Annotated in this window: 19 protein-coding genes; 12 read left to right on the top strand and 7 right to left on the bottom strand. The window is 33.6% G+C overall.

What is annotated here, in order from left to right; genetic code table 11:
• The first annotated feature begins 33 nt into the window (after nucleotides 1–33).
• Complete coding sequence (locus HRU50_RS10560; protein ID WP_296351026.1) at nucleotides 34–360, top strand: hypothetical protein; 327 nt, start codon at nucleotides 34–36, stop codon at nucleotides 358–360.
• Nucleotides 361–369: 9 nt separating this feature from the next.
• Here HRU50_RS10560 and HRU50_RS10555 read toward each other — a convergent pair whose 3' ends face one another.
• Both HRU50_RS10555 and HRU50_RS10550 read right to left on the bottom strand, forming a co-directional pair.
• Nucleotides 370–999 (bottom strand): hemolysin III family protein, encoded by a 630-nt coding sequence (locus HRU50_RS10555; RefSeq protein WP_296351024.1) that lies wholly within the window; start codon nucleotides 997–999, stop codon nucleotides 370–372.
• Entirely contained in the window at nucleotides 1000–1689 is a 690-nt protein-coding gene (locus tag HRU50_RS10550; protein ID WP_296351022.1) for a DUF4294 domain-containing protein, read from the bottom strand.
• A 124-nt stretch (nucleotides 1690–1813) separates the two neighbouring features.
• On the opposite strand from HRU50_RS10550, the gene HRU50_RS10545 reads away from it, so the two are divergent.
• The 7 genes from HRU50_RS10545 (at nucleotide 1814) to HRU50_RS10515 (ending at nucleotide 12902) form a co-directional block, all read left to right on the top strand.
• Nucleotides 1814–2902 (top strand): M42 family metallopeptidase, encoded by a 1089-nt coding sequence (locus HRU50_RS10545; RefSeq protein ID WP_296351020.1) that lies wholly within the window; start codon nucleotides 1814–1816, stop codon nucleotides 2900–2902.
• 180 nt (nucleotides 2903–3082) lie between these two features.
• Nucleotides 3083–7948 carry a LamG-like jellyroll fold domain-containing protein gene (locus HRU50_RS10540; RefSeq protein WP_296351018.1) on the top strand — a complete coding sequence of 1622 codons (4866 nt, stop codon included), beginning with the start codon at nucleotides 3083–3085 and terminating at the stop codon, nucleotides 7946–7948.
• Nucleotides 7949–8069: 121 nt separating this feature from the next.
• Nucleotides 8070–8630 (top strand): NUDIX domain-containing protein, encoded by a 561-nt coding sequence (locus HRU50_RS10535; RefSeq protein WP_296351016.1) that lies wholly within the window; start codon nucleotides 8070–8072, stop codon nucleotides 8628–8630.
• Complete coding sequence (locus HRU50_RS10530; protein WP_296351014.1) at nucleotides 8627–9298, top strand: PrsW family glutamic-type intramembrane protease; 672 nt, start codon at nucleotides 8627–8629, stop codon at nucleotides 9296–9298. The genes HRU50_RS10535 and HRU50_RS10530 overlap by 4 nt, the downstream gene beginning before the upstream one ends.
• An 85-nt stretch (nucleotides 9299–9383) precedes the next feature.
• Nucleotides 9384–9860 carry an acetyl-CoA carboxylase biotin carboxyl carrier protein subunit gene (locus tag HRU50_RS10525; RefSeq protein WP_296351012.1) on the top strand — a complete coding sequence of 159 codons (477 nt, stop codon included), beginning with the start codon at nucleotides 9384–9386 and terminating at the stop codon, nucleotides 9858–9860.
• A gap of 55 nt (nucleotides 9861–9915) precedes the next feature.
• A complete protein-coding gene (gene accC / locus HRU50_RS10520; protein WP_296351010.1) occupies nucleotides 9916–11355 on the top strand; it encodes an acetyl-CoA carboxylase biotin carboxylase subunit in 1440 nt (479 codons plus the stop codon).
• Nucleotides 11356–11360: 5 nt separating this feature from the next.
• Nucleotides 11361–12902 carry an acyl-CoA carboxylase subunit beta gene (locus tag HRU50_RS10515; RefSeq protein WP_296351009.1) on the top strand — a complete coding sequence of 514 codons (1542 nt, stop codon included), beginning with the start codon at nucleotides 11361–11363 and terminating at the stop codon, nucleotides 12900–12902.
• 73 nt (nucleotides 12903–12975) lie between these two features.
• Here HRU50_RS10515 and HRU50_RS10510 read toward each other — a convergent pair whose 3' ends face one another.
• The 3 genes from HRU50_RS10510 to HRU50_RS10500 all read right to left on the bottom strand — a co-directional run bounded on the left by HRU50_RS10510 (nucleotide 12976) and on the right by HRU50_RS10500 (nucleotide 16670).
• Complete coding sequence (locus HRU50_RS10510; protein WP_296351007.1) at nucleotides 12976–14766, bottom strand: ribonucleoside-diphosphate reductase subunit alpha; 1791 nt, start codon at nucleotides 14764–14766, stop codon at nucleotides 12976–12978.
• Nucleotides 14767–14769: 3 nt separating this feature from the next.
• Nucleotides 14770–16044, bottom strand: a complete 1275-nt coding sequence (locus HRU50_RS10505; protein ID WP_296351005.1) for a ribonucleotide-diphosphate reductase subunit beta — start codon at nucleotides 16042–16044, stop codon at nucleotides 14770–14772.
• A 248-nt stretch (nucleotides 16045–16292) separates the two neighbouring features.
• Nucleotides 16293–16670: a transcriptional repressor gene (locus HRU50_RS10500; protein WP_296351004.1), complete on the bottom strand. Its 378-nt coding sequence runs from the start codon at nucleotides 16668–16670 to the stop codon at nucleotides 16293–16295.
• Between the two features lie 186 nt (nucleotides 16671–16856).
• On the opposite strand from HRU50_RS10500, the gene HRU50_RS10495 reads away from it, so the two are divergent.
• Both HRU50_RS10495 and HRU50_RS10490 read left to right on the top strand, forming a co-directional pair.
• Nucleotides 16857–17276, top strand: coding sequence for a MerC domain-containing protein (locus HRU50_RS10495; RefSeq protein ID WP_296351002.1), 420 nt, complete (start codon nucleotides 16857–16859; stop codon nucleotides 17274–17276).
• 22 nt (nucleotides 17277–17298) lie between these two features.
• The gene (locus tag HRU50_RS10490; protein WP_296351000.1) at nucleotides 17299–18504 is read left to right on the top strand and encodes a multidrug effflux MFS transporter; all 1206 of its coding nucleotides are present in this window, start codon (nucleotides 17299–17301) and stop codon (nucleotides 18502–18504) included.
• A 59-nt stretch (nucleotides 18505–18563) separates the two neighbouring features.
• Here HRU50_RS10490 and HRU50_RS10485 read toward each other — a convergent pair whose 3' ends face one another.
• Nucleotides 18564–23345 (bottom strand): GEVED domain-containing protein, encoded by a 4782-nt coding sequence (locus HRU50_RS10485; protein WP_296350998.1) that lies wholly within the window; start codon nucleotides 23343–23345, stop codon nucleotides 18564–18566.
• Between the two features lie 159 nt (nucleotides 23346–23504).
• On the bottom strand, nucleotides 23505–24125 hold the full coding sequence (locus HRU50_RS10480) for an L-threonylcarbamoyladenylate synthase (protein ID WP_296350996.1): 621 nt from the start codon (nucleotides 24123–24125) through the stop codon (nucleotides 23505–23507).
• An 84-nt stretch (nucleotides 24126–24209) separates the two neighbouring features.
• Here HRU50_RS10480 and HRU50_RS10475 point away from each other — a divergent pair, with 84 nt between their 5' ends.
• On the top strand, nucleotides 24210–25187 hold the full coding sequence (locus HRU50_RS10475; protein WP_296350994.1) for an aspartyl protease family protein: 978 nt from the start codon (nucleotides 24210–24212) through the stop codon (nucleotides 25185–25187).
• A 44-nt stretch (nucleotides 25188–25231) separates the two neighbouring features.
• Nucleotides 25232–26131 carry a hypothetical protein gene (locus HRU50_RS10470; RefSeq protein ID WP_296350992.1) on the top strand — a complete coding sequence of 300 codons (900 nt, stop codon included), beginning with the start codon at nucleotides 25232–25234 and terminating at the stop codon, nucleotides 26129–26131.

Below are 26131 nucleotides of genomic sequence, written 5' to 3'. Positions count from 1 at the left end.
TTATTGTTCATATCAAATTTAAACTTTTAATAAATGTTATCAATTATTTTTCTTTATTGGTTAGGTAAATACTTTTACAAATTAGCAGAAGAATATGATAAAAATAAATGGGGCTTTGCAATTTTAGGTATAGTAGTATATTATGCTGGAACATTCTTTTTTGGTGCTTTAATTGGAATTATTTTAGGGCTAACAGCACCTGACACTTTAGAAAACATGAATGAAATGCTTCTAGGACTATTAATGATTCCTTTTGGAATACTTAGTTGTTATATTCTTTATAAACAGCTTGAAAAAAATTGGGAAAGAAATAAACCTGTAAATGAGATTGACCAAATAGGAAGTAGTAATCTTGAATAAAGTCTTTTTCTAAATCACATGATTAAAAATCATGAAAAAATGACAAATAGCACCACCTAATACAAAAAAGTGCCATATCACATGATTATAAGGTATACGTTCAATCACGTAGAATACGATGCCTACTGTATAAAACAAGCCACCAGCAAATAACCAAAATACACCATCTGTTCCTAAAGCATTAGCTGTGTTTGTATAGTCAAATACAATAAGCCAACCCATTACTAAATATAACAGTGTTGAAAATATCTCAAATTTACCTGTAAAAAATAGTTTTAAAAGTGTGCCGAACGCCGCGATGCCCCAAACAACCCAGAACAACACCCAACCCAAACTGTCTGTTAAAAGCACAAGTAATACAGGAGTATATGTTCCGGCAATAAGAAGGTATATACTAATGTGGTCTACAACCCTAAAATAATGTTTACGTTTCTCTCCCTTTACAGCATGGTAAAATGTAGAAGCCATAAACAATATAATAATTGAAATTCCATATATAATAGAACTCATCAAACTCCAAGGTTTAGAATCATTGTCTGAATACAGTACTAATAATACAAGTGCTGCAATACCTAAAGCTGCACCAATGCCATGAGACCAGGCGTTTAAAAATTCTTCATGTTTTGTTTGTGTGCGCATCTATTGTTTGGTTTCTGAAGTATTAGCTTTACCTGACCATTTATCTACACAAGCATAATAATCAATATCAAAAGCTGGTAATTGTTTATCTAAAATTCCATTTTGAAAAGCGCGTAATAAAATATCTTCAATAAGATAATCTTCCTCTACTTCTAAGGGATTAAATTCTCTTTTGAGTGATATGTCAAATAAACTTGCCGTATTATTAAACCAAAATGCTCTCCACCCATTTCGTAATTCTTTAATTAACTCAAAGGTGGTTTTTCCGGTTTGTCGATGAATAAGTTTTATAAGTATTTGGCCTTCTGTCCTTGTCAACTTCTTCAACTCTGCAGAAAACTCTTCTTCTATATATTTCTGAATGACCTTGGCATACTTTTTCTTATCTCGTTTACGTTCAAGTTTATCTAATCGTTTTTGTAATTCCTCTAGTCGCTCTGCGGCAAGCTTAGCGTAAGGGTATACTTTATGTGTTTTTCTTCTTAGAATAATATACCTTACTCTCGCATCTTTATCTTTAAAATTTAGATTTGGCATCATAAATACCTCATCTAATTCTATCTCAGTCACAGGAATAGAATCACCTTCTATATACATATACTTAACCATTGTAGTATCTTGCTCAACGGGTTTCTCTTGAGCATATATACTAGCGGTTATCAATAGTAAAATACATGATATAAATCTCATAATAATAGTGTTAACTAAAATCGTTCCAAAGCATTACTTATAGACCTTTCAAAATTAAGAATTAATACCTCCTTTAACCATTATTTCCTATTAATATTATTATTTTTAAGGAAATTTTTTACTAATGGCAAAAAAACAATTACTGACTAAAAAGTCTATGAGCTTTTTAGAAAAATATCTCAATAATGCTTCTCCAACAGGATACGAATGGGAAGGACAAAAGATATGGATGGATTACCTAAAACCATATGTAGACGATTTTATTACCGACACATACGGAACTGCTGTTGCTGTTATAAATCCTAAAGCTAAATATAAGGTGGTCATAGAAGGACATGCTGATGAAATTTCCTGGTATGTTAATTATATATCAGATAACGGATTATTGTATGTCATAAGAAATGGTGGTAGTGATCATCAAATAGCGCCAAGTAAGATTGTAAATATACATACTAAAAAAGGTATTGTAAAAGGTGTATTTGGTTGGCCAGCTATACATACTAGAAGTCGTGTAAAAGAAGAGCCGCCAAAACCTAGTAATATTTGTATTGATATAGGCGCTAAAGATAAAGTCGAAGTTGAAAAAATGGGCGTACATGTCGGTTGTGTTATTACTTATCCAGATGAATTCCATATTCTTAATGGTGATAAATTTGTCTGTAGAGCCTTAGATAATAGAATGGGTGGATTTATGATTGCTGAAGTAGCAAGACTTCTTCATGAAAATAAAAAGAAACTTCCTTTTGGATTATATATTACAAACTCTGTACAAGAAGAAATTGGTTTAAGAGGTGCTGAAATGATTACTGAAACCATTAAACCAAATGTGGCTATAGTTACAGATGTAACTCATGATACTACAACGCCAATGATTGATCAAAAAGTTCAAGGTTATGCAGAAATTGGTAAAGGACCAGTGGTTGCCTATGCACCTGCAGTACAACAAAAATTAAGAGATTTAATAACCGATACTGCTGAAGAAAAGAAAATTCCTTTTCAGCGTGCTGCATTATCAAGGGCAACTGGCACAGATACAGATGCATTTGCCTACAGTAATGGTGGCGTAGCTTCAGCTTTAATATCATTACCGCTAAGGTATATGCATACCACAGTAGAAATGGTTCATAAAGAAGATGTTGAAAATGTGATTAGACTTATTTACGAATCTCTATTAAAAATTGAAGATGGAGAATCCTTCAGCTACTTTAAATAATTAAACATCATTTAAAAATTAAAACTTGGTCGTTTGAGCCAGGTTTTTTTTGATTTAAATACATCGTTAGGTTAAAATTTATCGATACAAATAATGTATTTCATCGTTATTTTTTGCATTTCAAGGACAAAAGTACTATATTCGTTTTGAAATTGGCCCCAAACCTAAATTTAACCTCTTATGAAATGCCTCTCTATTTCATTAGGACGATTGAACCTGTTGATGTGCTTTACATTTGTATTTAGCACCTTATCAATCTATTCCAACAGTCTTCATCTGAAATTTGAAAGTACAACGTATAGTTTTAATGAATTAAATATTAATGTTAAAGCTGTTTTAGATATAAATTCGGCTTTTAATTCAATTAGAATCGAAAAAAGAAATGTAGAACTAGACTGTAATACTTTTTCAATTACTGATACAAAGACAACTAACATCCCTACTCCTAATTTAAAAAATAATCCATGTGGAACCGAAAGCACCATTCATACCGCAGATTTTGAGAGTAATTGGGATAGTTGGTCAGATGGTGGCGCTAACGTGAATAGGGTAAATAATGCATCAAGATCATACTCTAACAACTACAGTATAGAATTAAGTAGTAACGATACTTCTGGCAACAGTTCTTCAATGCTTTCACCTTTATTCAATTTATCTCAATACAATAAAGTTGACTTCGTTTTCTTTTTCGCATCACATAACAGTGATAATGGTGATGACTTTTTTATTGAATACAGCAGCGATAGTGGCTCTAGTTGGACTACCATAAATGATTTTGTTTGCGGCGATGTATCTAGTCAAAATGGTGACTATGAAAGTACTGATACAATAATTTTCTACGGTAAAACAGTGACACTTCAAAGTACTTCTTACACATTTCCAGATGGCAACGTATCTAGATTTAGAATACGAAGTGATTCTGACGAAACTAATGATCTTATATATATAGATAATATCTCAGTAATCGGTACAACATACTGTTTACTCAATACTGCCGGACCAGGTGGGGTGACCTCACATTTAGATCTTTGGCTAAAAGCTGACCAATTAGATGGTTCTATAGAAGGAACGGATGGTAACAATGTTGGTGAATGGATCGATAATGGAAAAGGAAATCATGCTAAAACAGTTGTTAGCGGCTTAGAACCTGTATACAGAAATAATGCCTCTAATAACTTTAACTTCAATCCAGTCGTAGAATTTGAAAATGACAATTCAAGTTCATATGGCGATATGACCTATATCGTTAATGATGGAAGCCGAGATGAATTAAAAGGAACTGGTGGCTTTAATAGTGATGATATTTTCATGGTTGTGATGCCAGATCCGACAATTACTTCTTCAATGGTGCCACTAGACACTTTTTGTAGTTCTGATCAAACATCAACAGATACAGCAACCGAAGATGTAACTGGATTTGGATATGGAAACTACTCTGCTAGATTTTCTAATGAGCGTTTTGGATATTGCATAGGGACTGCTTCGGGATACGGTAGAGCAACTACGAGTACTTCTGTTAATTTTAATCAAATCCACATAATTAATACTAGACATAACTCTGGTGATACTGGAGTTAATCTTTACCTTAATAACAATCAATTTGGAAATTTAGATGCAAATACTGGTGGTTGGGGACATAATAGTAATTCAAGATACTTTATCGGACGGAGCCAATATTGGAATGGTAGCTTTGATGGCAGAATTGCTGAAGTTATCACCTACTCTGCTACAAATAGCGATACCGATCTTACAGAAGCTAGAAATAGGATTCAATCCTATTTAGCCATTAAATACGGTATTACTTTAGGCACTAATGGTACTTCTCAAGATTATGTAGACAGTAATGGAACAGTCATCTGGGATCAATCTGTAAACACAGGCTATAACTATGATATTGCAGGTATTGGTAGAGATGATGCTTCAGAACTAAATCAAAAACAGTCTAGAAGCGTTAATGATGATACAGATGGTACTGGAAGAACTCAGGGTATTTTAACCATTGGCCTCACTGACATTTATGACACTAATAGCGATAACAAATCTAGCAACCCAACAAACTTTAATGATGGTGATTTTTTAATATGGGGAAATAATGGCGTCGACTTGGAAGCTGCCCCAAATGTAATAACTGTTAATATGAGCTCATCCATTGCACCAGTATTATCAACACAAGTCACCTTTAATGGTATGCAGCGTGTCTGGAAAGTGGTAGAAAACGGTAGTAACATACCAACTGTAAAAATTAGGTTACAAGAAGATGCTGTAAGAAACATAACACCTCCAGGAAATTACTATATGTTTATATCTGACACTGATGTGTTTAATCCAACGGCAGACTACAGACTAATGGAATCTGATGGTAGTGGTAATCTAGAAACTGAATACGATTTTGATGGGACAAAATATATCACATTTGGTTACGCACCAGAGGTTGAAGAAGAACGTTCCATTTATTTTGATGGTATTGACGATTATATTGATGTAGAAAATAGACTAAGTATCAATACAACAGATTTTACGATATCTGCATGGATAAAACGTGATGCGGTAGATAGTGGTGTGAAGTCTATCATTTCAAAAAGAGATATTGGCTTTACACAAGGTATCGATTTCAGAATTCTAGACAATAACTCAATAGAGATTATTTGGAAAAACGGTAGTGATCAATCTCTGATTTCTAATACAAGGTTACCAGATGACAAATGGCATCACGTTTCGGCAATTTATGATGGCACAAATGTATTTATATATATTGATGGAATACTAGATAACAACGATACTAAAAGTAACCCTATAAGTACTAATGATTCTTTTATAATTGGCGCGGCCGGAAAAGATAACCCAGTACAATTCTTTAATGGGCATATCGACGAGGTTCGTATTTGGGATACAGCTTTATCTGCCGACCAACTTAGATTTATTATGAATCAGGAAATTGAAGAGAATTCGGGACAAGTTATGGGTTTAATCTTGCCAAGCACAATAAAGAAAAATGATATTAATGCCATAGCATGGAATGAACTCGCAGCTTACTATCCTATGTCCATATTTTCATATACCAACACTTTGGACCTATCTGGTAATGGAAAACAAGGTGCCTTGAGAAATCTAGATACTGTAGACAGACAGTCCGCACCTTTACCTTATGAATCAAATCAGAACGGAAATTGGGACACTGACACCACTTGGAGTAATGGTGGTGTACAATATATTCCTGGATCTACGTCTATAGTAGACACCAATGTTTCTGTAGATTGGAATATTGTACGGATCTCACATAATATCACTATGGATAATTCTAGCTTGCCGTCTGCTAATAGTGACAATAGAACCATTTTAGGCCTCTATATTGACGCTAATGAATTAACTCTAGATGGTGATAGCAGTACGGACACAGGAAATGGTTTAACAGTATCTCATTATTTAAGATTAGAAGGTAAAATTGATCTTGAAGGTGAATCACAGTTAATACAAACTCATGACAGTGACCTATTGGTGGTTAGTAATGGTGTATTAGAAAAAGATCAACAAGGTACTGCTGATACTTTTACCTATAATTATTGGTCAGCACCTGTAGGAGAAGTAGACGTGAGTGAAAATAATTACAGATATTCAGTACAAGATATATTTTACGATACATCAAACCCTGTAAACTTCACAAGTTCAGGTTATAATGGCAGTGCAACTAACCCAATTACAATAGCTGATTATTGGATCTGGAAATATAATAATTATCCTGGTGATTATTCTTCATGGCAACATATTAGAAGCACTGGTAATATTAATGCTGGGGAAGGATTTACTATGAAAGGTCCTGGCACAGGTTCAATTACTACTGAACAAAACTATGAGTTCCTTGGTAAACCAAACAACGGTAATGTAACATTAAATATAACTTCTGGCAATAATTATCTTATAGGTAACCCATATGCTTCAGCGATTGATGCAAACAAATTTATAGAAGATAATGGACCTATATTAGACTATGTAGATCCAACAGGTGGAAGTAACCCAGAAACAAACGCATTATTGAGTGGTACATTGTACTTTTGGGAACATTGGGGTGGCGGATCTCATATACTACAAGAATATCAAGGCGGTTATGCGTCGTATAATTATTCAGGTGCTGTGGCGGCGGCATCTTTAGGAACTAACGACCCAGATGTTGGTACAGGTGGTACACCTTCAAAACTTCCTGGCCGTTATATTCCGGTGGGTCAAGGCTTTTTTGTTACAGCAGATAACACAGGTTCTATTACCTTTAACAATAATCAACGTGTATTTGTAAAAGAAGGAAGCGCCGCTTCAGTATTTGTGAAAAATAATGAGTTTGATGAAACCACCGAAAGCGCCGAAATAGATGAGAGAATGAAATTTAGATTTGGATTCTACTCTATCAGTACAAACAGAAGACAACTACTACTCACAATAGATGATAACGCATCCACTGGTGTTGATTGGGCCTATGATGCCAAAGTTAATGAAAACCAAACCGATGATATGACATGGAGAATCAATAACGAAAACTATGTCATACAAGGAAGTAATGAATTAGATTCTAGCACCATTTATCCACTATGCGTAAAAACTAGTATGGACGGAATTAGTTCAATTAGTATTGATGAACTTGAAAACGTACCTGATGATATTCAGATATACCTTCATGATACTTCTCTTAATTTATATCATGATCTAAGAGTTAGTAATTATGACATATTTTTAAACTCTGGACTTTATGAAAATCGATTTGAAATAACATTTGATGTACCTAGCACATTAGGTATTAATGATGAATTATCCGAGAGTTTAGACATTTTCTATTCAAGCGATAGAGAAAACCTTGTGTTGATAAACCCACATAATAAAGCAATTAAATCCTTAGACGTTTATAATATGTTAGGTCAACCTATATTTAGCACAACTGATATTTCTCAATACTCATCGCATTCAGAATTTGAAATACCAACGATAAGTTCTGGTACATATATAGTAAAATTGAATACAAATGATGATGCAACTATTTCTAAAAAGATAGTAGTTAACTAAATCTCTGTATAAACAATAATAAACACAACAAGCTCTGAATATATTCAGAGCTTGTTTATTTATACCACTAAAACGATTTTCAAATATTAATTTTAAATTTACTGATACTTTAGAAGAAAATATGTCAGACGAATTCATTGATATTGTAGATAAATTTGGAAAGCCACTAAATACAGTCGCATTAAAATCTGACGCACATAAAAATGGCTGGTACCACAATACCATTCACCTATGGTTGTATACTAAAAATGGTGAAATATTACTGCAGCAACGTTCACATAAAAAAGCCATTCATCCTCTGCTCTGGGATGTTTCTGCTGCTGGTCACATAGATGCCGGAGAATCATTTACTGAAGCAGCCATTAGAGAAACCAACGAAGAATTAGGATTAAATTTAGATCAAGAAGAGCTTCTTAAAATTGGTGTAAAACTTCATGAATCTTCCTATAAAGATGGAGCGATTCAAGACAATGAATTTCATCATATTTACATTGCTGAATTAACAGTCCATATTGCAAATCTTTCTACTCAAATAGAAGAAGTCGAAGCAATTAAATTAGTCTCATTTACTGAATTTGAACATTTACTGAGCCATAGTAAGGATAATAACCATTTCATTCCTTCAAACAAAGACTACTATTTATTTGTTTTAAATGAAATCAAGAAAAAAATAAATCAATGACTCTACTTCTAGCAGTTGCACCAGTATTTACAATCATTATCTACATCTATTTCAAAGACAAATACGAAAAAGAACCTATTAGACTATTACTCGCCAACTTCTTGTTTGGAGCTATAGTTAGTGTCCTTATTGTTTTTATACTATATGCTTTTACAGGTCGATTATTACCAATAACTAATAAATTTAGTATTTGGCAACAATTCAGCCAAGCATTTGTAGTGGTTGCACTTGCGGAAGAATTTAGTAAATATGTTATTGTAAAATATTATACACAACCAAAGGAGGCATTTAATGAGCCATATGATGGTATTATATATTGTGTAATGGTCTCAATGGGATTTGCGTGTACAGAAAATATACTTTATGTACTTCAAGGTGGTTATCAAACTGCTATTCTAAGAGCATTTACTGCTGTACCGGCTCACGCCACATTTGGTGTATTAATGGGCTATTATATGGGGAAAGCTAAGTTTTCAAAAAATAGATTTCAACTAAATATAGCCGGTTTATTTTTAGCAACACTATTTCATGGTGCTTATGATTTTTTCTTATTCATTAACTTTATTCCAGGAATTTCTATTGGTGCCTTTGTATCTTTAATTGTTGCAATAATTCTATCCCGTAAAGCAATAAAACGGCATCAAGAAAACTCGAATTTCAAAACTTGATATTTGCTTTTTTAAACATGATATATTTCATATTTTAGGAGACGACTAATATCTAATTTAGTCGTCCTTATATAAATATATAACTATGTATAAAGCAAAAGTTAATGCTTCTTTTGAATTTGAAATTTCTAAAGAAGCAGTACAAGAACTTGATGCTGTTGAAACCTCAACAAATAAGTATCACATCCTAGAGGAAAACAATTCCATTAAAGCAAACATCCTTAGTTTAGATTTTGACTCTAAAAGTTATACGGTAAAGGTGAATAATAACACCTATAGTGTAAAACTAAGCGACAAGCTAGACCAACAAATTGAGGCGTTAGGGTTTGAAATTGGTGCTTCTAAAAAGGTAAATAGCATTAAAGCACCAATGCCTGGGCTTATTTTAGAAACCAATGTTGATGTTGGTCAAGAAGTCAAAGAAGATGATGCTTTACTAATTCTCGAAGCTATGAAAATGGAAAACATCATTAATTCACCAAGAGATGGTATTATAAAGTCTATCAATGTGAAGCAAGGAGAAACGGTAGATAAAAATGCTCTTCTAATTGAGTTCGAATAACTAAAACACATAAGAACCAAGAGTAAAAATTACAGTACTCTTTATTCTCACATATATGAAAAAAATATTAGTTGCCAATCGCGGTGAAATTGCTATAAGAGTAATGCGTACCGCAAAAAAAATGGGTATAAAAACCGTGGCGGTTTTTTCTGAAGCAGATAGAAACTCTCCTCATGTTAAATATGCGGATGAAGCTGTTTGCATTGGCCCAGCACCTTCAAACCAATCCTACTTAAAAGGTGATAAAATTATTGAAGTTGCTAAATCTTTAAATGTAGATGGTATACATCCAGGATATGGATTTTTAAGTGAAAATGCTGATTTTGCTGAACTATGTGAGGCTAATGATGTGATTTTTATAGGTCCGAGATCTAAAGCCATACAAATGATGGGAGACAAACTTGCCGCAAAAGATGCGGTAAAAGACTATGACATCCCAATGGTACCAGGAGTAGATCATGCCATTACAGACCCAAAAGAAGCTGTTTCTATTGCAAAGAATATCGGATTTCCAATATTAATTAAGGCTGCTGCTGGTGGTGGTGGAAAAGGTATGCGCGTTGTAGACAAAGAAGCTGATGTAGAAGAACAAATGAAACGTGCCATCAGTGAGGCGACTTCAGCTTTTGGTGATGGTTCCGTTTTCGTTGAAAAATATGTCACGTCACCACGTCATATCGAAATACAAGTCATGGCAGATATGCATGGTAATTACCTGCATTTCTTTGAACGTGAATGTTCAGTTCAACGTCGTCATCAAAAAGTTGTTGAAGAAGCTCCTTCTGCTGTATTATCTCCAGAACTTAGAGAAAAAATGGGGCAAGCCGCTATCAACGTAGCACGTTCATGCGATTATATTGGTGCTGGTACGGTTGAGTTCTTATTAGACGCTGACCACAATTTCTATTTCTTAGAAATGAATACACGCTTGCAAGTAGAACATCCAGTTTCTGAGTGGATTTCGGGTGTAGATTTAGTAGAATTACAAATAAAGGTTGCACGAGGTGAAGCACTAGAAATAAAACAAGAAGATTTAAAAATTAATGGTCATGCTGTAGAGTTACGTGTGTATGCAGAAGACCCAATGAATGACTTCTTACCAAGTGTAGGAAACTTAGAGGTTTACAAACTACCTGTTGGTAAAAATATAAGAGTTGACAATGGTTTTGAAGAAGGTATGGATATCCCGATTTATTATGACCCAATGCTCTCTAAACTCATTACCTATGGTGAAACTCGAGAAGAAGCTATTGAATTAATGATAGAAGCTATTGACAATTACCATGTTAAAGGTGTTGAAACAACACTTCCTTTTGGTCGTTTTGTTTGTCAACACGAAGCGTTCAGAACTGGAAATTTCGATACACATTTTGTGAAAAACTACTACTCACCAAGTCTATTAGAAGACGAGCACAAAGCTGAAGCTGAAATTGCAGCTAAAATTGCATTAAAACGCTACTTAGAAGATCAAAAACTATTAAGACTACCAAACTAATTTTCATGGATTCAAAAATAAAAACACTTAACGAAAAAACTGAACTTGCCAAACTTGGTGGTGGTCAAGCTCGTATAGACAAACAACATCAGAAAAAGAAACTTACAGCAAGAGAACGTGTACTTTACTTACTAGATGAAGGCTCCTTTGAAGAAATTGGTGCTTTGGTGACACATAGAACCAAAGATTTTGGTATGGAAAGTCAGAAGTTTTATGGTGATGGTGTAGTTACTGGCTACGGTACTGTAAATGGAAGATTGGTTTATGTTTTCGCTCAAGACTTTACTGTTTTTGGAGGTTCACTTTCTGAAACTCACGCGGAAAAAATCTGTAAAATCATGGATATGGCGGTCAATGTTGGGGCTCCAATCATTGGACTTAATGATTCTGGTGGTGCACGTATTCAAGAAGGAGTACGCTCTCTTGGTGGTTACGCAGACATCTTTTACAGAAACGTACAAGCTTCTGGTGTTATTCCTCAAATTTCTGCAATCATGGGACCATGTGCTGGTGGTGCAGTATATTCGCCAGCTATGACAGATTTTACAATAATGGTACAAGACACAAGTTACATGTTTGTAACTGGACCAAATGTTGTAAAAACCGTAACTAATGAAGAAGTTACAAGTGAAGAACTTGGTGGGGCAAGTGTACACTCAACAAAATCTGGCGTGGCGCACAAAACCTCATCTAATGATATAGAGTGTCTAGAGGATGTGAAACGACTGTTAAGCTATCTTCCTCAAAGCAACAAAGAAAAGGCTGCTGATTTAGAATTTGAAATTAAAGAAGAATTAAGAGAATCTCTTAGTTCTATAATACCAGATAACCCTAACAAGCCTTATGACATGCATGAGGTCATTGATAGTATTATTGATGAAGGGTCGTTTTATGAAATCCACAAAGACTTTGCAGAAAATATTATCGTAGGTTTTGCAAGACTTGGTGGAAAATCCGTTGGTATTGTAGCTAATCAACCTATGTTTTTAGCAGGTGTACTAGACGTAAACAGTTCTACCAAAGGTGCACGTTTTGTACGTTTTTGTGATGCCTTTAATATTCCATTATTAGTATTAGAAGATGTACCAGGTTTTTTACCGGGAACAGACCAAGAATGGAACGCAATTATTACAAATGGTGCTAAATTATTGTATGCGTTTAGTGAAGCAACAGTGCCAAGAGTGACTGTAATTACTAGAAAAGCATATGGTGGTGCTTATGATGTTATGAACTCTAAACATATTGGTGCAGATATGAATTTTGCTTGGCCAAATGCCGAAATTGCTGTAATGGGTGCAAAAGGTGCAGCTGAAATTATTTTTAGACGTGAAATCTCTGCTGCTGAAGACAAAGAAGCCAAATGGAAAGAAAAAGAAGCTGAGTATGCTGAATTATTTGCTAATCCTTACAGTGCCGCAGAACGCGGATTTATTGACGAAGTAATTCTACCTCGTAATACCAGAAGAAAATTGATTAAAGCATTTTCTATGTTAGAAAATAAGGAAGTCAATAGACCTCAACGCAAGCATGGTAATATTCCTTTATAAGTAAAGAACCAACCAAATAAAAAACCGATTGTTAATTACAATCGGTTTTTTTATGCTTCAAAATGAAATCTGTTTAAGCCTCACAACTTGAACATTCTTTCTTTTGTTTGAATTTTTGAGCTGCATTCATACTATGTTGGTAGTAAAGCGATTTTAATCCTAATTTCCAAGCTGTTACATGGATCTTATTAATCTCCTTTACAGACATATCTGGATGTACAATAATGTTAACAGACTGTCCTTGATCTATATGATTTTGGCGGTTAGCAGCTTGATAAATGATATCCATTTGGTCGATTTCAGAATAGGTCTTAAACACATCCTTTTCAGCTTCTGTCATGAAATCTAAATGCTGCACAGAACCGTCATAATCTCTGATACTTCTCCAGACATCTTGAGTGTTCTTTCCTTTAGACTCTAAGAATTTTACCAAATATGGATTCTTAATTGTTGTTTTAATCTTTGCAATATCCTTTACGTAGATATTAGACCAAATTGGTTCAATACCTTGTGATACTTGCCCTAAAATAAATGCAGAAGATGTTGTTGGTGCTACAGCATTTAACGTTGCATTACGTCGGCCAAAACCTTTTAAAACTGCTGGCTCACCAAAACGATCTGCTAACTCTTCTGAAGCTTTGTATGACTTCTCCTTTATGATTCTAAAGATTTCACTATTTAAATTAAATGCTTCTTGACTATTGAATGGTAACATTCTAGATTGTAATAACGAATGCCAACCTAACACACCTAAACCAAGTGCTCTGTTATCTTTTGCAAAATTATAAGCACGCTCCATAAATAAGAACGTCTGTTGGTCATCTCTGTTTGGTGAATCTTTATAAGCTTCTAATTTCTCTGTAAATTCAGTGATGATAGCATCTAAGAAATATACCATGGTCTCAACAGCATCGGTATCTTTCCATTTGTCATAATGCAACACGTTTATAGACGACAAACAGCAAACAAATGACCAATCGTCATTAGAAGGCAACATTATCTCAGTACATAAATTACTTGCATATATAGGTAATTTCTTGTCTTGATATACATCTGCCGCACCGTTGTTAGCATTATCGGTAAAGAAGATATACGGATAACCCATTTCACCTCTTCTTTGTAACACTTTTGCCCAAACTGTTCTTTTATGTACATCACCATCAATCATCTCTTGCATCCAATCGTTAGTCACAGTAACACCATGTGTTAGCTCTTGAATTGGGTTTCCTTCTGTACCAATTTCGAGGAATTCCATAATATCTGGATGGTCTATTGGTAAATACGGTGAAAAACGACCTCTACGTACAGAACCTTGACTTACAACATCAACCATAGATTCAAACAACTGCATAATATGCACAGCACCAGATGCTTGACCATTGTTTTTAACTTCTGCCCCACGATGTCTTATTTTTCCGAAGTAACCAGATGTTCCACCACCTAATTTAGACATCATACCAACTTCTGACTGAGAATATAAAATATTACCCATATCATCATCTACGTGAGACCCAAAGCAAGAAATAGGTAATCCTCTTTCTTTACCGAAGTTAGACCATACAGGTGATGACAATGAAAAATAACCTAATGACATGTAGTTATAAAACTTGTCTGCATAACCTGGTATACCAAGAATCTGCTCTGCTCTTTCGGCTATTTCTCTTATTCTTCCTTCCGGTGAAACACCTTCGGTTAAATATCCTGACGCTAAAAATTTACGACTATGTTCACTTAACCAGCTAAAATCGCCTTCTGTTTGTTCCTTTTGTTGTTGTAATGACTTTTTTCTAGCGTCTATTAAAGGATTTGTTGTTTGAGTTGTTGTTTGATTTAGTTCTTCGTTAGTTAGTTTGTTTTCAATCATTGTTTAAAAAAGGTCATCACTGGTTATACTTTGAGTTCTTTTACTATAATTTATAGAGCGCTTCACAAAGAAGTCGCCATGTTTAGTTCCAATTATTTCATCATCAAACCATTCGGTTTCTGCAACAAGGTTTTCATCGATATTAAAAATTGAATCAATACCGATACTTTCAAGAGATTTATTGAATCTGTTTTTCAAAAATTCATTAACAACAGCTTTTGGTAAAAAGTCTATTTCGCCTTCTTCAAAAATCCAATCCACAATCTTACTTTCTGCATCAAAAGCTTCTCTACACATATCTTGTACTGCAGTGTGGTAATCTTCATCAAACCAATCTGGATTTTCGTTCTTTATAATTTTGATAATATCAATACCAAAATCACCATGTATTTGCTCTTCTTTAGAAGTTGCTTCAACCACATTCGAAATGCCTTTAAGCATATTTTTATGCTTATTAAATGCCATAATGATTAAGAACTGAGAAAATAACGACACATGTTCAATAAATAAAGAAAATAATAGTACCGCATCAGCGTAAGCTCTGTTATCATCACTTTTAGAATTCTTTAAAGCGTTTTCTAAATACTGAACACGTTTCATCATTACTGGTTTCTTCTTAAGCGTTTTAAATTCATTATTTAGCCCTAAGATTTCTAACAAATGAGAATACGCATCATGATGTCTCACTTCACTTTCAGCAAATGTAGCGCCAACAGATCCAATTTCCGGTTTAGGCATTTTGTGATAAATGTCTCCCCAGAACGATTTAACAGCAACCTCAATTTGAGAAATTGCTAACATTGTATTTTTTATTGCACTCCGCTCAACTGCTGTTAATCCTGCTTTAAAATCTTGAATGTCGCTTGTGAAATTAAATTCTGTATGTATCCAATAAGAATGTCTTATAGCAGGCACATATTCATACAAATCTGGATACTCATAAGGTTTTAAATTAATTCGCTTTTCAAATATGTTGGTCTTACGTTTTCTAGCCTGTTCTTCTCTATATAAAATGTAGGCCTTAGCAACATCGAAAAACGAATTTTCCATCAAAGCATTTTCAACTGCATCTTGAATCTCCTCTACCGTAGGAATGTAATCTTTTACTTTTTCCTTTTTCTCTAATAACACTTCATAAACTTTAGCAGATATCTTTTCAGCATCTTCTAAACCGCCGTGTTCTAAAGCTGTCATAGCCTTTAATACCGCATTAGTTACTTTACTTAATTGAAAAGGCTTCGTCGAGAAATCTCTTTTGAGAATATGTGTGATTTGCATGAGGAATTATGTTAGGATTAATTTTTGAACTGTATCAAATATCCTATTTATAATGCCTCATTTTTTGGAGATGATTGCTATTTTTTCAACCTTTTATTAACACTATCGTAACATTGATAAACATTGAAAAAAGAAAAAATTGCCGCCTGTTTTTAGCAAAAAAAACGATCTAATTCTTTATTAAAAATTGAAATTTTTTGAATTAAAAATTCTAGTAGGAGGTAATAATTAGAAAAAAAATGTTGCCTTTATTTACAATTTTCGCATTGACCTGTAATTAAAAAATTAGCAGATTCAATTTGCTTGTTTTTAATAGCTGGTATTGTAATAGTAACATCTAAACACTCTACTTTGCCACAGTCATTACATTGAAAATGTGGATGCGTATGATTTTGATGCGTCTCTTCATCTTCTGTGCATTTTGCATACCACTTTAAGCCGTCAACACCAATAAATGAATGTAACATACCATCATTCTCTAAACGCTCTAAAACCCTGTAAACTGTAGTTTTATTCATTTGAGACTTTAAACGATTTACCAAATTTACAACAGACAATGCAGAAGTGCTCTCATTAAAGATTGTAGTTAACGTATTTACAGATTTGGTTTTTCTAACAACACTCATAAAACAAATTTAACGCAACTTTGTTGCATTATCAAATTTTAGCTTATTTTTGCAACTACGTTGCTATAAAAATGATAAAATATTATGGCGATTACAACATACTTTTATGTGATTAAGTATTGATTAAGTTTAACGCACTAGTAATCGCCATTTTTTTCATTTCGATTATAAAGATAAACAAGTCTAATGATTTCATTAAATAGTCCATTAAAAAATAGCAATTCAGATTTTATAGGTGCCTTTGCAAGTGGACTTTGTTTAATACATTGCATAGCTACGCCTTTTATATTTATAGCACAAAGTTGTTCTGCAACATGCTGTGACAGTGCACCTACATGGTGGAAAGCGATCGATTTTTTATTTATTATAATCTCATTCTTTGCTGTTTACTTCTCGGCGAAAGAGAGTAGTAAATATTGGATGAAATATGCGCTTTATTCTAGTTGGTTTCTTCTACTTTTAGTAATTATTAACGAGAGAATAGAATTGTTACATCTCCCTGAAGGCTCGGTATATATTCCAGCAATTGCTTTAATCGGGTTCCACCTTTACAATAAAAAATATTGTCAATGTAACGACAAGCATTGTACTACTTCTCTAAGCTAATTAATTAGCTTACTTTTGCGCCATGAAAAAAACGTCTCAATTTGAGTTTGTTCTATTAATGGCTGCCTTAATGTCTATTGTAGCTTTATCTATTGATGCCGTTTTACCAGCACTACCATTAATTGGGGATTATTTGAGCGTGAATAACCCTCTAGATAATCCTAAATTAATAACTACTATTTTTCTAGGACTAGGAATTGGTCAGCTAATTTTCGGTCCACTATCGGATAGTTTTGGCAGGAAACCAATTGTATATACTGGTTTTATACTGTTTATAATTGCCTCTATAATTTGTGTGACTACTAAAAGTTTTGAAATGATGTTGTTAGGTCGCGTATTGCAAGGCATAGGTTTGGCCTGTCCAAGAACCATGTGCATTGCAATGATAAGAGACAGATATGAAGGCGATTATATGGCTAAAATTGTCTCAATTGTAGTCATGGTTTTTATTCTAGTTCCTGTTGTAGCACCAACTCTTGGGCAATATCTCATGAATAACTACAGCTGGCAGTTCATTTTTAACTTTACATTAATCTACGGTATAATTGTAATCATTTGGTTTTGGTTGAGACAACGAGAAACCTTAAAGGAAAAGCATCGTATACCTTATCGTTTGAATATATTCACAAATGGTACTGTTCAATTTTTTAGAATTCGTCCGGCAGTAATTTACACCTTATTATCTGGTTTTATTACCGGATCTTTTATGGTGTATTTGAGTACATCACAACAAATATTTGAAAAACAATATAATTTAGCTGAAGAATTTCCTTTGATATTTGCAAGTCTAGCAATCGCTGTAGGTTTAGCAACCTTTTTAAACAGTCAATTGGTTGTTAAATATGGTATGAAACGGATAGTGCATTTGGCCATGATTAGTTATAGCTTAATTTCACTAGTATTTATTTGCTTATTTTATTCTGGCAATAATCCTAGTATAGAAATATTAGTTACTTTTTTTGCGGTTCAGTTCTTCACTATTGGATTTCTATTTGGAAATCTTAGAGCTTTAGCTATGGAACCAATGGGCCATATAGCAGGCATAGGATCTGCTTTAAACGGCTTTATTTCTACCATTATGGCTGTGCCTATAGCTGATTACATTGGTAATTACATTGTAGATTCTGTAATGCCTTTGTTTATTGGTTTCTTTATCTGTGGTTTGATTTCACTCTTACTTTTTTATACTATAAATAGTCCGTTAGCAAGAACACTTACATCTAAATAAAAAAGCCCAATCATTAAATGAAAGGGCCTTTTACTGTCTAAACTACTTCTTTAAGTTTATTAGAAAATTACTTTAATGTTTCCTGTAATAGAATTTTTCAAAGTAACCTCTATAAACAACGCGGTATTGTTTTTAGGGAGTTCTGACATTATGACTTTACGAGAATCTAGTTGAGTATTTGAGGTTACAAGTCTTCCCAAAACATCATAGATTCTCACAGATTGAATTTCTTCTCTTTCGGATTTTACAACTAGTTTTTCATTAGATTCAAAAACCTTTATTGCATCGATATATTCCGAATCATTAACACTTAGTGTTTGATTTGTATATCTCAGTATAAATCGATCATTGACTCTACCTGTTTCTGTAGCAGTAAATACAAAAGGTGAGTTCTTTATATTATGAATTAAACCAGTATGTAAATCCTCTACAAACACATCTTGACTAACTTCATTTAATATACCTTCGACAGTATTAATTGCGATGGTATGAACACCAACTTCTAATATGTTAACACCCAACGGAACGATGTCCGTATTATCGAATGGTACACTGCGTCCTTGAATTATGAACTGTTCATCATTAATCATAGAATATAGATTTAACCCATTTCCACCATTCATTGTGGCATCAAACATTCTATCCTTTCCTTCTGTAGCTCCATTGATGTAAGCCACTAATGTTGTATTGGTACTTCCTGATGGTGTAATAAGATCTAACCATATTCGGTGTGGCTCATTATCATCAATAGATTGGCTTGAGTTTCTTCCTTCTTGCGAAGTATCTCTAAAGAATTGGTTATTGTTATAGGTATTACTCCTCATTGAATTTTTAAATGTGATAGTTTCAGTGGTAGAAGCATCATCATTCATTCTTACGAAAAACCCTTGTCCAGAACCTATAAAACCATCAAATCCTAATGGTGCTGACCCACCACTTGCATTATAAATTAGATAGTCAGCTACGCTGTAATTGTATTGATAATTAGCATAGAAAGGATCTTGATTGGCAGCACTAATCTCGGTGCCATGCGTCCATAATTGCACCATTCCGTCAATGTTTGCATTATCAGGATCAGTTAAAAAATCTGTAATACTAATTGAAGACGGATAAGGGTTACCCAATAAATTCCAATTATCACTATTTGCTGTAACATCTGTAGAACCAGGTCCTGTGTATGGCGCGCCTGTATAAGTACCTCTCTTAATAGGTACAATAATATTTCCATTATTTGGTGTACCATCAAAAGTTGCAGTATAATTACTAGGTGTAGACGAATGTCCGTTAGGTCCTCTTACAATATAACCTTTACCTTGGTTCATAGAGCCACTAGCACTCTCCCATCGTCCATAATCATTTGGCCCTTCACCATCTGGCCAATCAAATGTTGGATTCCATTCATAAATAAACCATGAAGGCGTGTTTGGAGATATTTGAGAAACATCAAAACCAGCAACAGGTGCACTCCAAAATACATAATCATTTTGCCTAATATTTGTATCTCTATCTATTTCTAATGAACCTGTATTAGCTACATCATTGATCTGTACCAAACTACCACCACTATCTATTGTAAATTCACCACCCGTTTCAATTACAACTTCATTAGTCACAGTTAAAGTCTGATCTGAATCTAAATTTAAAACTCCATCATCTTTTACAAATAAGCTATAAGCAAAAGCATCAGTCCCTTCATCAATTGTAGGATTTGGCTGCACACCTGCATCTGGAATTACAACACAAGTATCTGCATCAGGGACACCAACAGGTGACCAGTTATTAGGATCAAACCAATCTGTACTTGTGGCTGTACCTTTCCATATTTTTGTATTATTCGTAATTGGTACTGTTTGAACAATCGTACAACCATTAGTCAAATCTGCCGTTATATCTACATTGATAACGGTTTGTTCGTAACCGTCTTCCGTAAGTTTAATATAAACTGTATCTGTAAAATCAGGATATACATATGGAATAGTTGCGTCTGCATCTACATAAAATTCAACAAAATTATTTCCACCGTCATCCCATACAAATGAAGAATTTACCGATCTTTCACCAAATAACTCAATGTTGTCAATGGCCACTCCATCGCACCAATCACTTGCGTCATATCTAAATCGCACCTTGAAATTAGATTCACCAACATATGATGATAAGTCTAGTGTCTGAGCTTCAAAGGCAGTTCCATAACCAGCATCATCACTATGTGTAAATACCGTAGTCCAAGAAGCACCACCATCTGTAGTAACATCTATATGAACAAATTCATCTATAGAAGCAAAATATCTTGAAAAATAGATCTCGTAGTTTAAGGTTAGATTTGACATATCAACCGTACTAACCGAACTTGATTCTATTGCTGTTTCAACAGGATTAGAACTTCCATAATCTGAGGTTGCCATTACAAATTGATCACCTGTGATTCCTGAAGATACTGCCGGATACCATACTTGTAAGGAAGGTATATAAGTACTGCTTTCTAATTGCCATTCTGTTGCTTCGTTTTCAGTGGCGCCATTAGACACAATATTATTAAGACTAAAACTGCCTAAACCAGCTTCAAAGTTTTCTTCAATAAGATAGACTGTTTCATCAAATCCAGTTACATTAACCTCAATTGTATCGTTATCACCACAAGCTTCGACAGATGAAGGTGAAAATGTAAGTTCTGAAGACTGATTTACTGTTGCACCTACTCTAGTTCTGTATAAAGATTCACATGATCCGTTAAAAGCAGTCACATAAAAAAATGTTGATTCTGTTAGATTAGGCGAATAAGTACTTGAAAAAGATGCATCAGCAACTGTTGTTGCAACAAGATTACCACCTAATTTATCATCATACCATCTAAACTCTGTTACACCTGTATTTCCTGTAACACTGATATCTACTTGAACATCACCATCGGTTTCATTGCAATGTTCGCCTTCTGTTACTGATGTAACTAAAGCATCACAAGCTGATATTACCGTAAATTCATAATCTTCAGTTTCACCATATCTATCATCTCCCCAACCAGTAAAATCATCACACGGTTGCGAATCGGCATTATAGTAATTAGAATTATAATGATAAAATTTTAACCTTAGACGATAATCGCCTGGTGCTTGAGTGTTTGGCACTTGGATACCAAATGTAGAACTAGATAGTCCAATACCGTCTGTGTCATAAACTAACTCAGAAGAATCATCAAATACTCCATCTTGATTCCAATCAACCCATGCCTTAAATCTCCCCCTATCTACACCTGATTCCCAAGAAACATTAATTCCATAGCCTTGCGCTTGAACACTATTAGGTAGTGATGTCCAATCTTGGTAACCTACAGATCCTGAAGTAGAAGAATATCCTGTATTTAAATTTTGAACATCATTAAGTGTTCCTATAAATTCAATATTATCAATATATAAATCACTTTCATCTGCAAGTGATTGAGGAATACAATAAGATATGGTATCTGTTGTTTCATCACCTGTTAAAGGTGAAGTATAGTAGAGAGGTCCATTAACACAATTGCTATTCATTGCATAAACGTAAATGTAGTATTGAGTTGTAGGTAATAAACCTGAAATTGTGAAATTAGTATCTGTATCGTTATCAGCCACAATATAGTTAGGCTCAATCTCATCACCGATATTATAAGCTTGGTTGTCGGTTGGGTTCCCAGGCAATGTACTGTTAGTACTATAAATTACTAAATAGCTATCTGCAGTTGCCTCTGCATTAAAAGATCCGTTGATAGTGTTACTATCTGCTGATGTTATTAAATTAGTTGGAGCATTAATTGGTGTTGTACATTCTATCGGACCACTAACTGTGATTGTGTAGTCCTCAGCTTGTCCGTAACCATAAAATCCACAAGGGTTTGTTGCCCAAGAGTTATAGTTTTTTATAATTCTCATTCTTGTATCACCAAGTAATGCGTCTGCTGGAATTGCAATTGTAGATGTCGCTATTTGACCATCAATTCCATCTGAATCAAAGATAGAACCTAAATAATAGATTTCACCTGAATCATCAAGTACACTATTCTGATTCCAATCTACAAAAACCGTAAAGTAGTTAAAATATGGACCTACAGTATTTCCCTGTAGACTAATACTATATGTTGAAGACTGATAAACCGTAGTAGGCGATACAGAAGTTGTAAAATCCTCTATGTTTTGTCCACCTACATTATTAGAAGACGTATTATTAATTGTATTAAAACTCACATTAGTTATAGGCTCCACATCCCAATAAAAACTAACTGTATCACAATATCCTGAGGAACTTGTTCCTGAAATTGTAATGTCATCTATTCTAACTCTTTCTGAATCTTCTTCACCAAATGATCTCAGCCTAAATCTAGCATTTGCTGAAAATGAATATGATTCTGTATCAATCGTTATTGAAGTTGAATATTGAGTATTATTAGAAGCAAATTCAGTACCTCTTCGAAACTGCGCAATTGTTGCGTAAGACGTACCATCATCATCTGAGTACTGTAATTCATAACGTTCACCATTATCAAAACTTTGTGTGCGATATATGAATGCAACTGTTACATCACTGTAGGAAGTCAAATCTAATGATACCGTTGTAGCTATTGAAGAATTTGAATCATCCCTTAGCATTAAATGACGATTACCATTTAATAAGGTTGAATTGGGTCTTCTAGAATCATTACCACCATCAATCCAATTGCCCCAACCGGATTCAAAATCGTCTGTTATAGGTAGTTGAGCATGTGATACAATAGAAAATAAAAAGGAAAAGAGAATTAATGCTATTCCTTTAGAATTTGAAATACAACACAACAATGTACGCTGTGTAGGGCAGCATTTAGGGTTGTCCATGGTTACTATTATAAGCGGTTAATTTGGGGTGTGAAATCAATCAATTTTAGGGATAACTGATATCACGTTGCTAAAATAATTAACATAGGATAAAAAGCGTATTTTTTTCGATGAAATACACTTTTTTTTAACATAAATTAATTAGAAATTCTAAAAATGCTATAAAATACTTACATCACCTTTACCTTCTCTGACAATAATTGGCTCGTTTTCAGATAAATCTATAATGGTAGAGGCCTCATTCCCACCATAACCACCATCAATGACAATATCAACCAAATTTTCCCATTTTTCTAGAATCAATTCTGGGTCTGTAGTATACTCTAAAATATCATCGTCATCTCTTATTGAAGTAGAAACAATTGGGTTGCCTAAAACCTCAACTAAAGACAATATAATAGAGTTATTAGGTACTCTAATACCAACCGTTTTTCTTTTCTTAAATGGATTAGGTAAGTTTTTAGATCCTGGTAATATAAAAGTGTATGCACCAGGCAAGGCTCGCTTTAGGATTTTAAAAGTAGAAGTATCTATTTGTTTAACATAATCACTTAGATTACTTAAGTCTTTACAAATGAATGAGAAATTAGACTTTTCAAGTTTTACACCTTTAATTCTAGCTATACGTTCTAGTGCTTTAATATTAGTGATGTCACAACCAAGACCATATACTGTATCTGTTGGGTAAATTACTAATCCACCACGCTTTAAAACATCTACAACCTTTTGAATGGCCTTGGGATTAGGATTGTCAGGATATATCTTGATAAATTCTGCCATAAATTAAAGATACATATAAATGTTAAATAAGTATAATTTTTTAATTGTGTGTAACAATAAACATGATTTGGATGTCTATATAATATGAATCAATCAATCAAAATAATCCTCGCACTGAATCTTATACTAATTTCAAATCAGTTATTTGCTAAGGATGTTATAAAAGACATTCCAACGATTCATTTCATAAAAGCTGAAATGATTAATAAAACTACTACCAGAATTCCTTTTAAGGTTATTGATCAACTTATTATCGTAGAGGTTAATCTATTAAATAAAAAGGGAAACTTTATAATAGATACGGGTTCTGCATCTCTAATCTTAAATAGTAAACATTTTAGGTACGCGCGAAAACAAAAAGATGAAGGCAAACAGACAAGCGGAATACATAATGAAATTGAAGATGTAAAAGAGAAACACTTAAGAATACTGAGTATTAAAGATATCAATTTAAAAAAATTAAGTGCAGATGTTATAGATCTTTCGCATATAGAAAAAACAAAAAAAATTAAAGTACTAGGTATTATAGGGCATAGTGTTTTAAAAGATTTTGAATTATTTATAGATATGCACCTTAATCAATTGACAATTTCAAAAGTTGATAAAAATGGTAACAAACTATCAGAAAAGGTATATGCAGAGACAATTTCAGATAGTATTAATTTCAAACTTAAAAAACATACAATAATCTTAGATGCTCTAATTGGTAACAAAAAAGTAACATTTGGGTTAGATACTGCAGCAGAATACAATCAATTAAATAAAAAACTTAGTCTAGATGTTTTAGATTATTTTTACCCAACCAATCAATTAAGTTTAACAGGAGCAAGTGGTAAAAAGAAGAAAGTCCTGGTTGGTAAGCTATATAAAGTAAAACTTAATGATTCTATTTACTTTGGCCCAATGAAAACCGTTCTCACTAACCTAAAAAAAATGAATAATGCCTTCGGTACAAAACTAGATGGTATTTTAGGGTTTGAGTTCTTTAAACAAAAGAGAACAATAATTAATTATAGAAAAAAGAAACTTTATTTTATTCAAAATCCAATTTTCAAAAATTGAATAGTTACGTTTTAAAAATATTATCAAATCTATTTCTCCTGTTTGTGACCTTCAATCTATTAGGACAAAACAATAACAAAAAAGGTTATGAAATTAAAGGTGAAGATGTTTACTTTATTTTTAACATAAACGACTACCCCAATATTAAAGCTGATGTTGATGCGGTTAATGACGTGTTTGTCTCAGGTGAATTTAATGATTGGGCTAAAAATCAATGGAAAATGACAAAGTCTAACGACTCCATATTCACATTAAAGAAAGAGCTGTCTGTATTTACGTCAGATTTTGATTGGGAGTTCAAGTTCATTGTAAATAGCAAATATTGGGCAGAACCATCAGAAGAATTTGAAAATATAGTCGATGCGGTTGACTATAAGGGTCATAGACTTATGGTATACAACCTTAAGCTCTATAGCGCCTTTGCTACAGATCATGGTAATGTAACTTTTAGACTTAAGGGTTATAAAACCGCCAAGAAAGTAGTACTCAGTGGAACCTTTAATCGTTGGGATGAAACAGGTTTTATTATGGAATCAACTGATGAAGGTTGGGAAGTGACTCTACAATTAAAACCAGACATTTATCAATACAAGTTTGTCATTGATAATGATATTTGGATTGAAGATCCTCAAAACCCATCAAAAGTTGAAAATGAATTTGGTGGTTATAACTCAATAATCGATGTGCAAAAAAACGTTGAATTTAAATTATGTGATTTTCCAGAGGCAGAAGTTGTAATTCTTAGCGGTAGTTTTAACAATTGGTCAGAAAACGAACTCCAAATGACTAAAATTAATAACTGTTGGATTTACAACAAAAAGCTATCTGGCGGAAAGCATCAATATAAATTTATAGTAGATGGCAAATGGATTACAGACCCAGAAAATTCAGTAAAAGAATATGATTATGAAGGCAATATTAATTCAGTTTGCATGGTGAAATAG

The organism is Winogradskyella sp., assembly GCF_013213835.1.
Taxonomy (GTDB): domain Bacteria; phylum Bacteroidota; class Bacteroidia; order Flavobacteriales; family Flavobacteriaceae; genus Winogradskyella.
The sequence above is the reverse complement of the archived record's forward strand: the minus strand, read 5'-3'. Positions and strand labels throughout refer to the sequence as shown.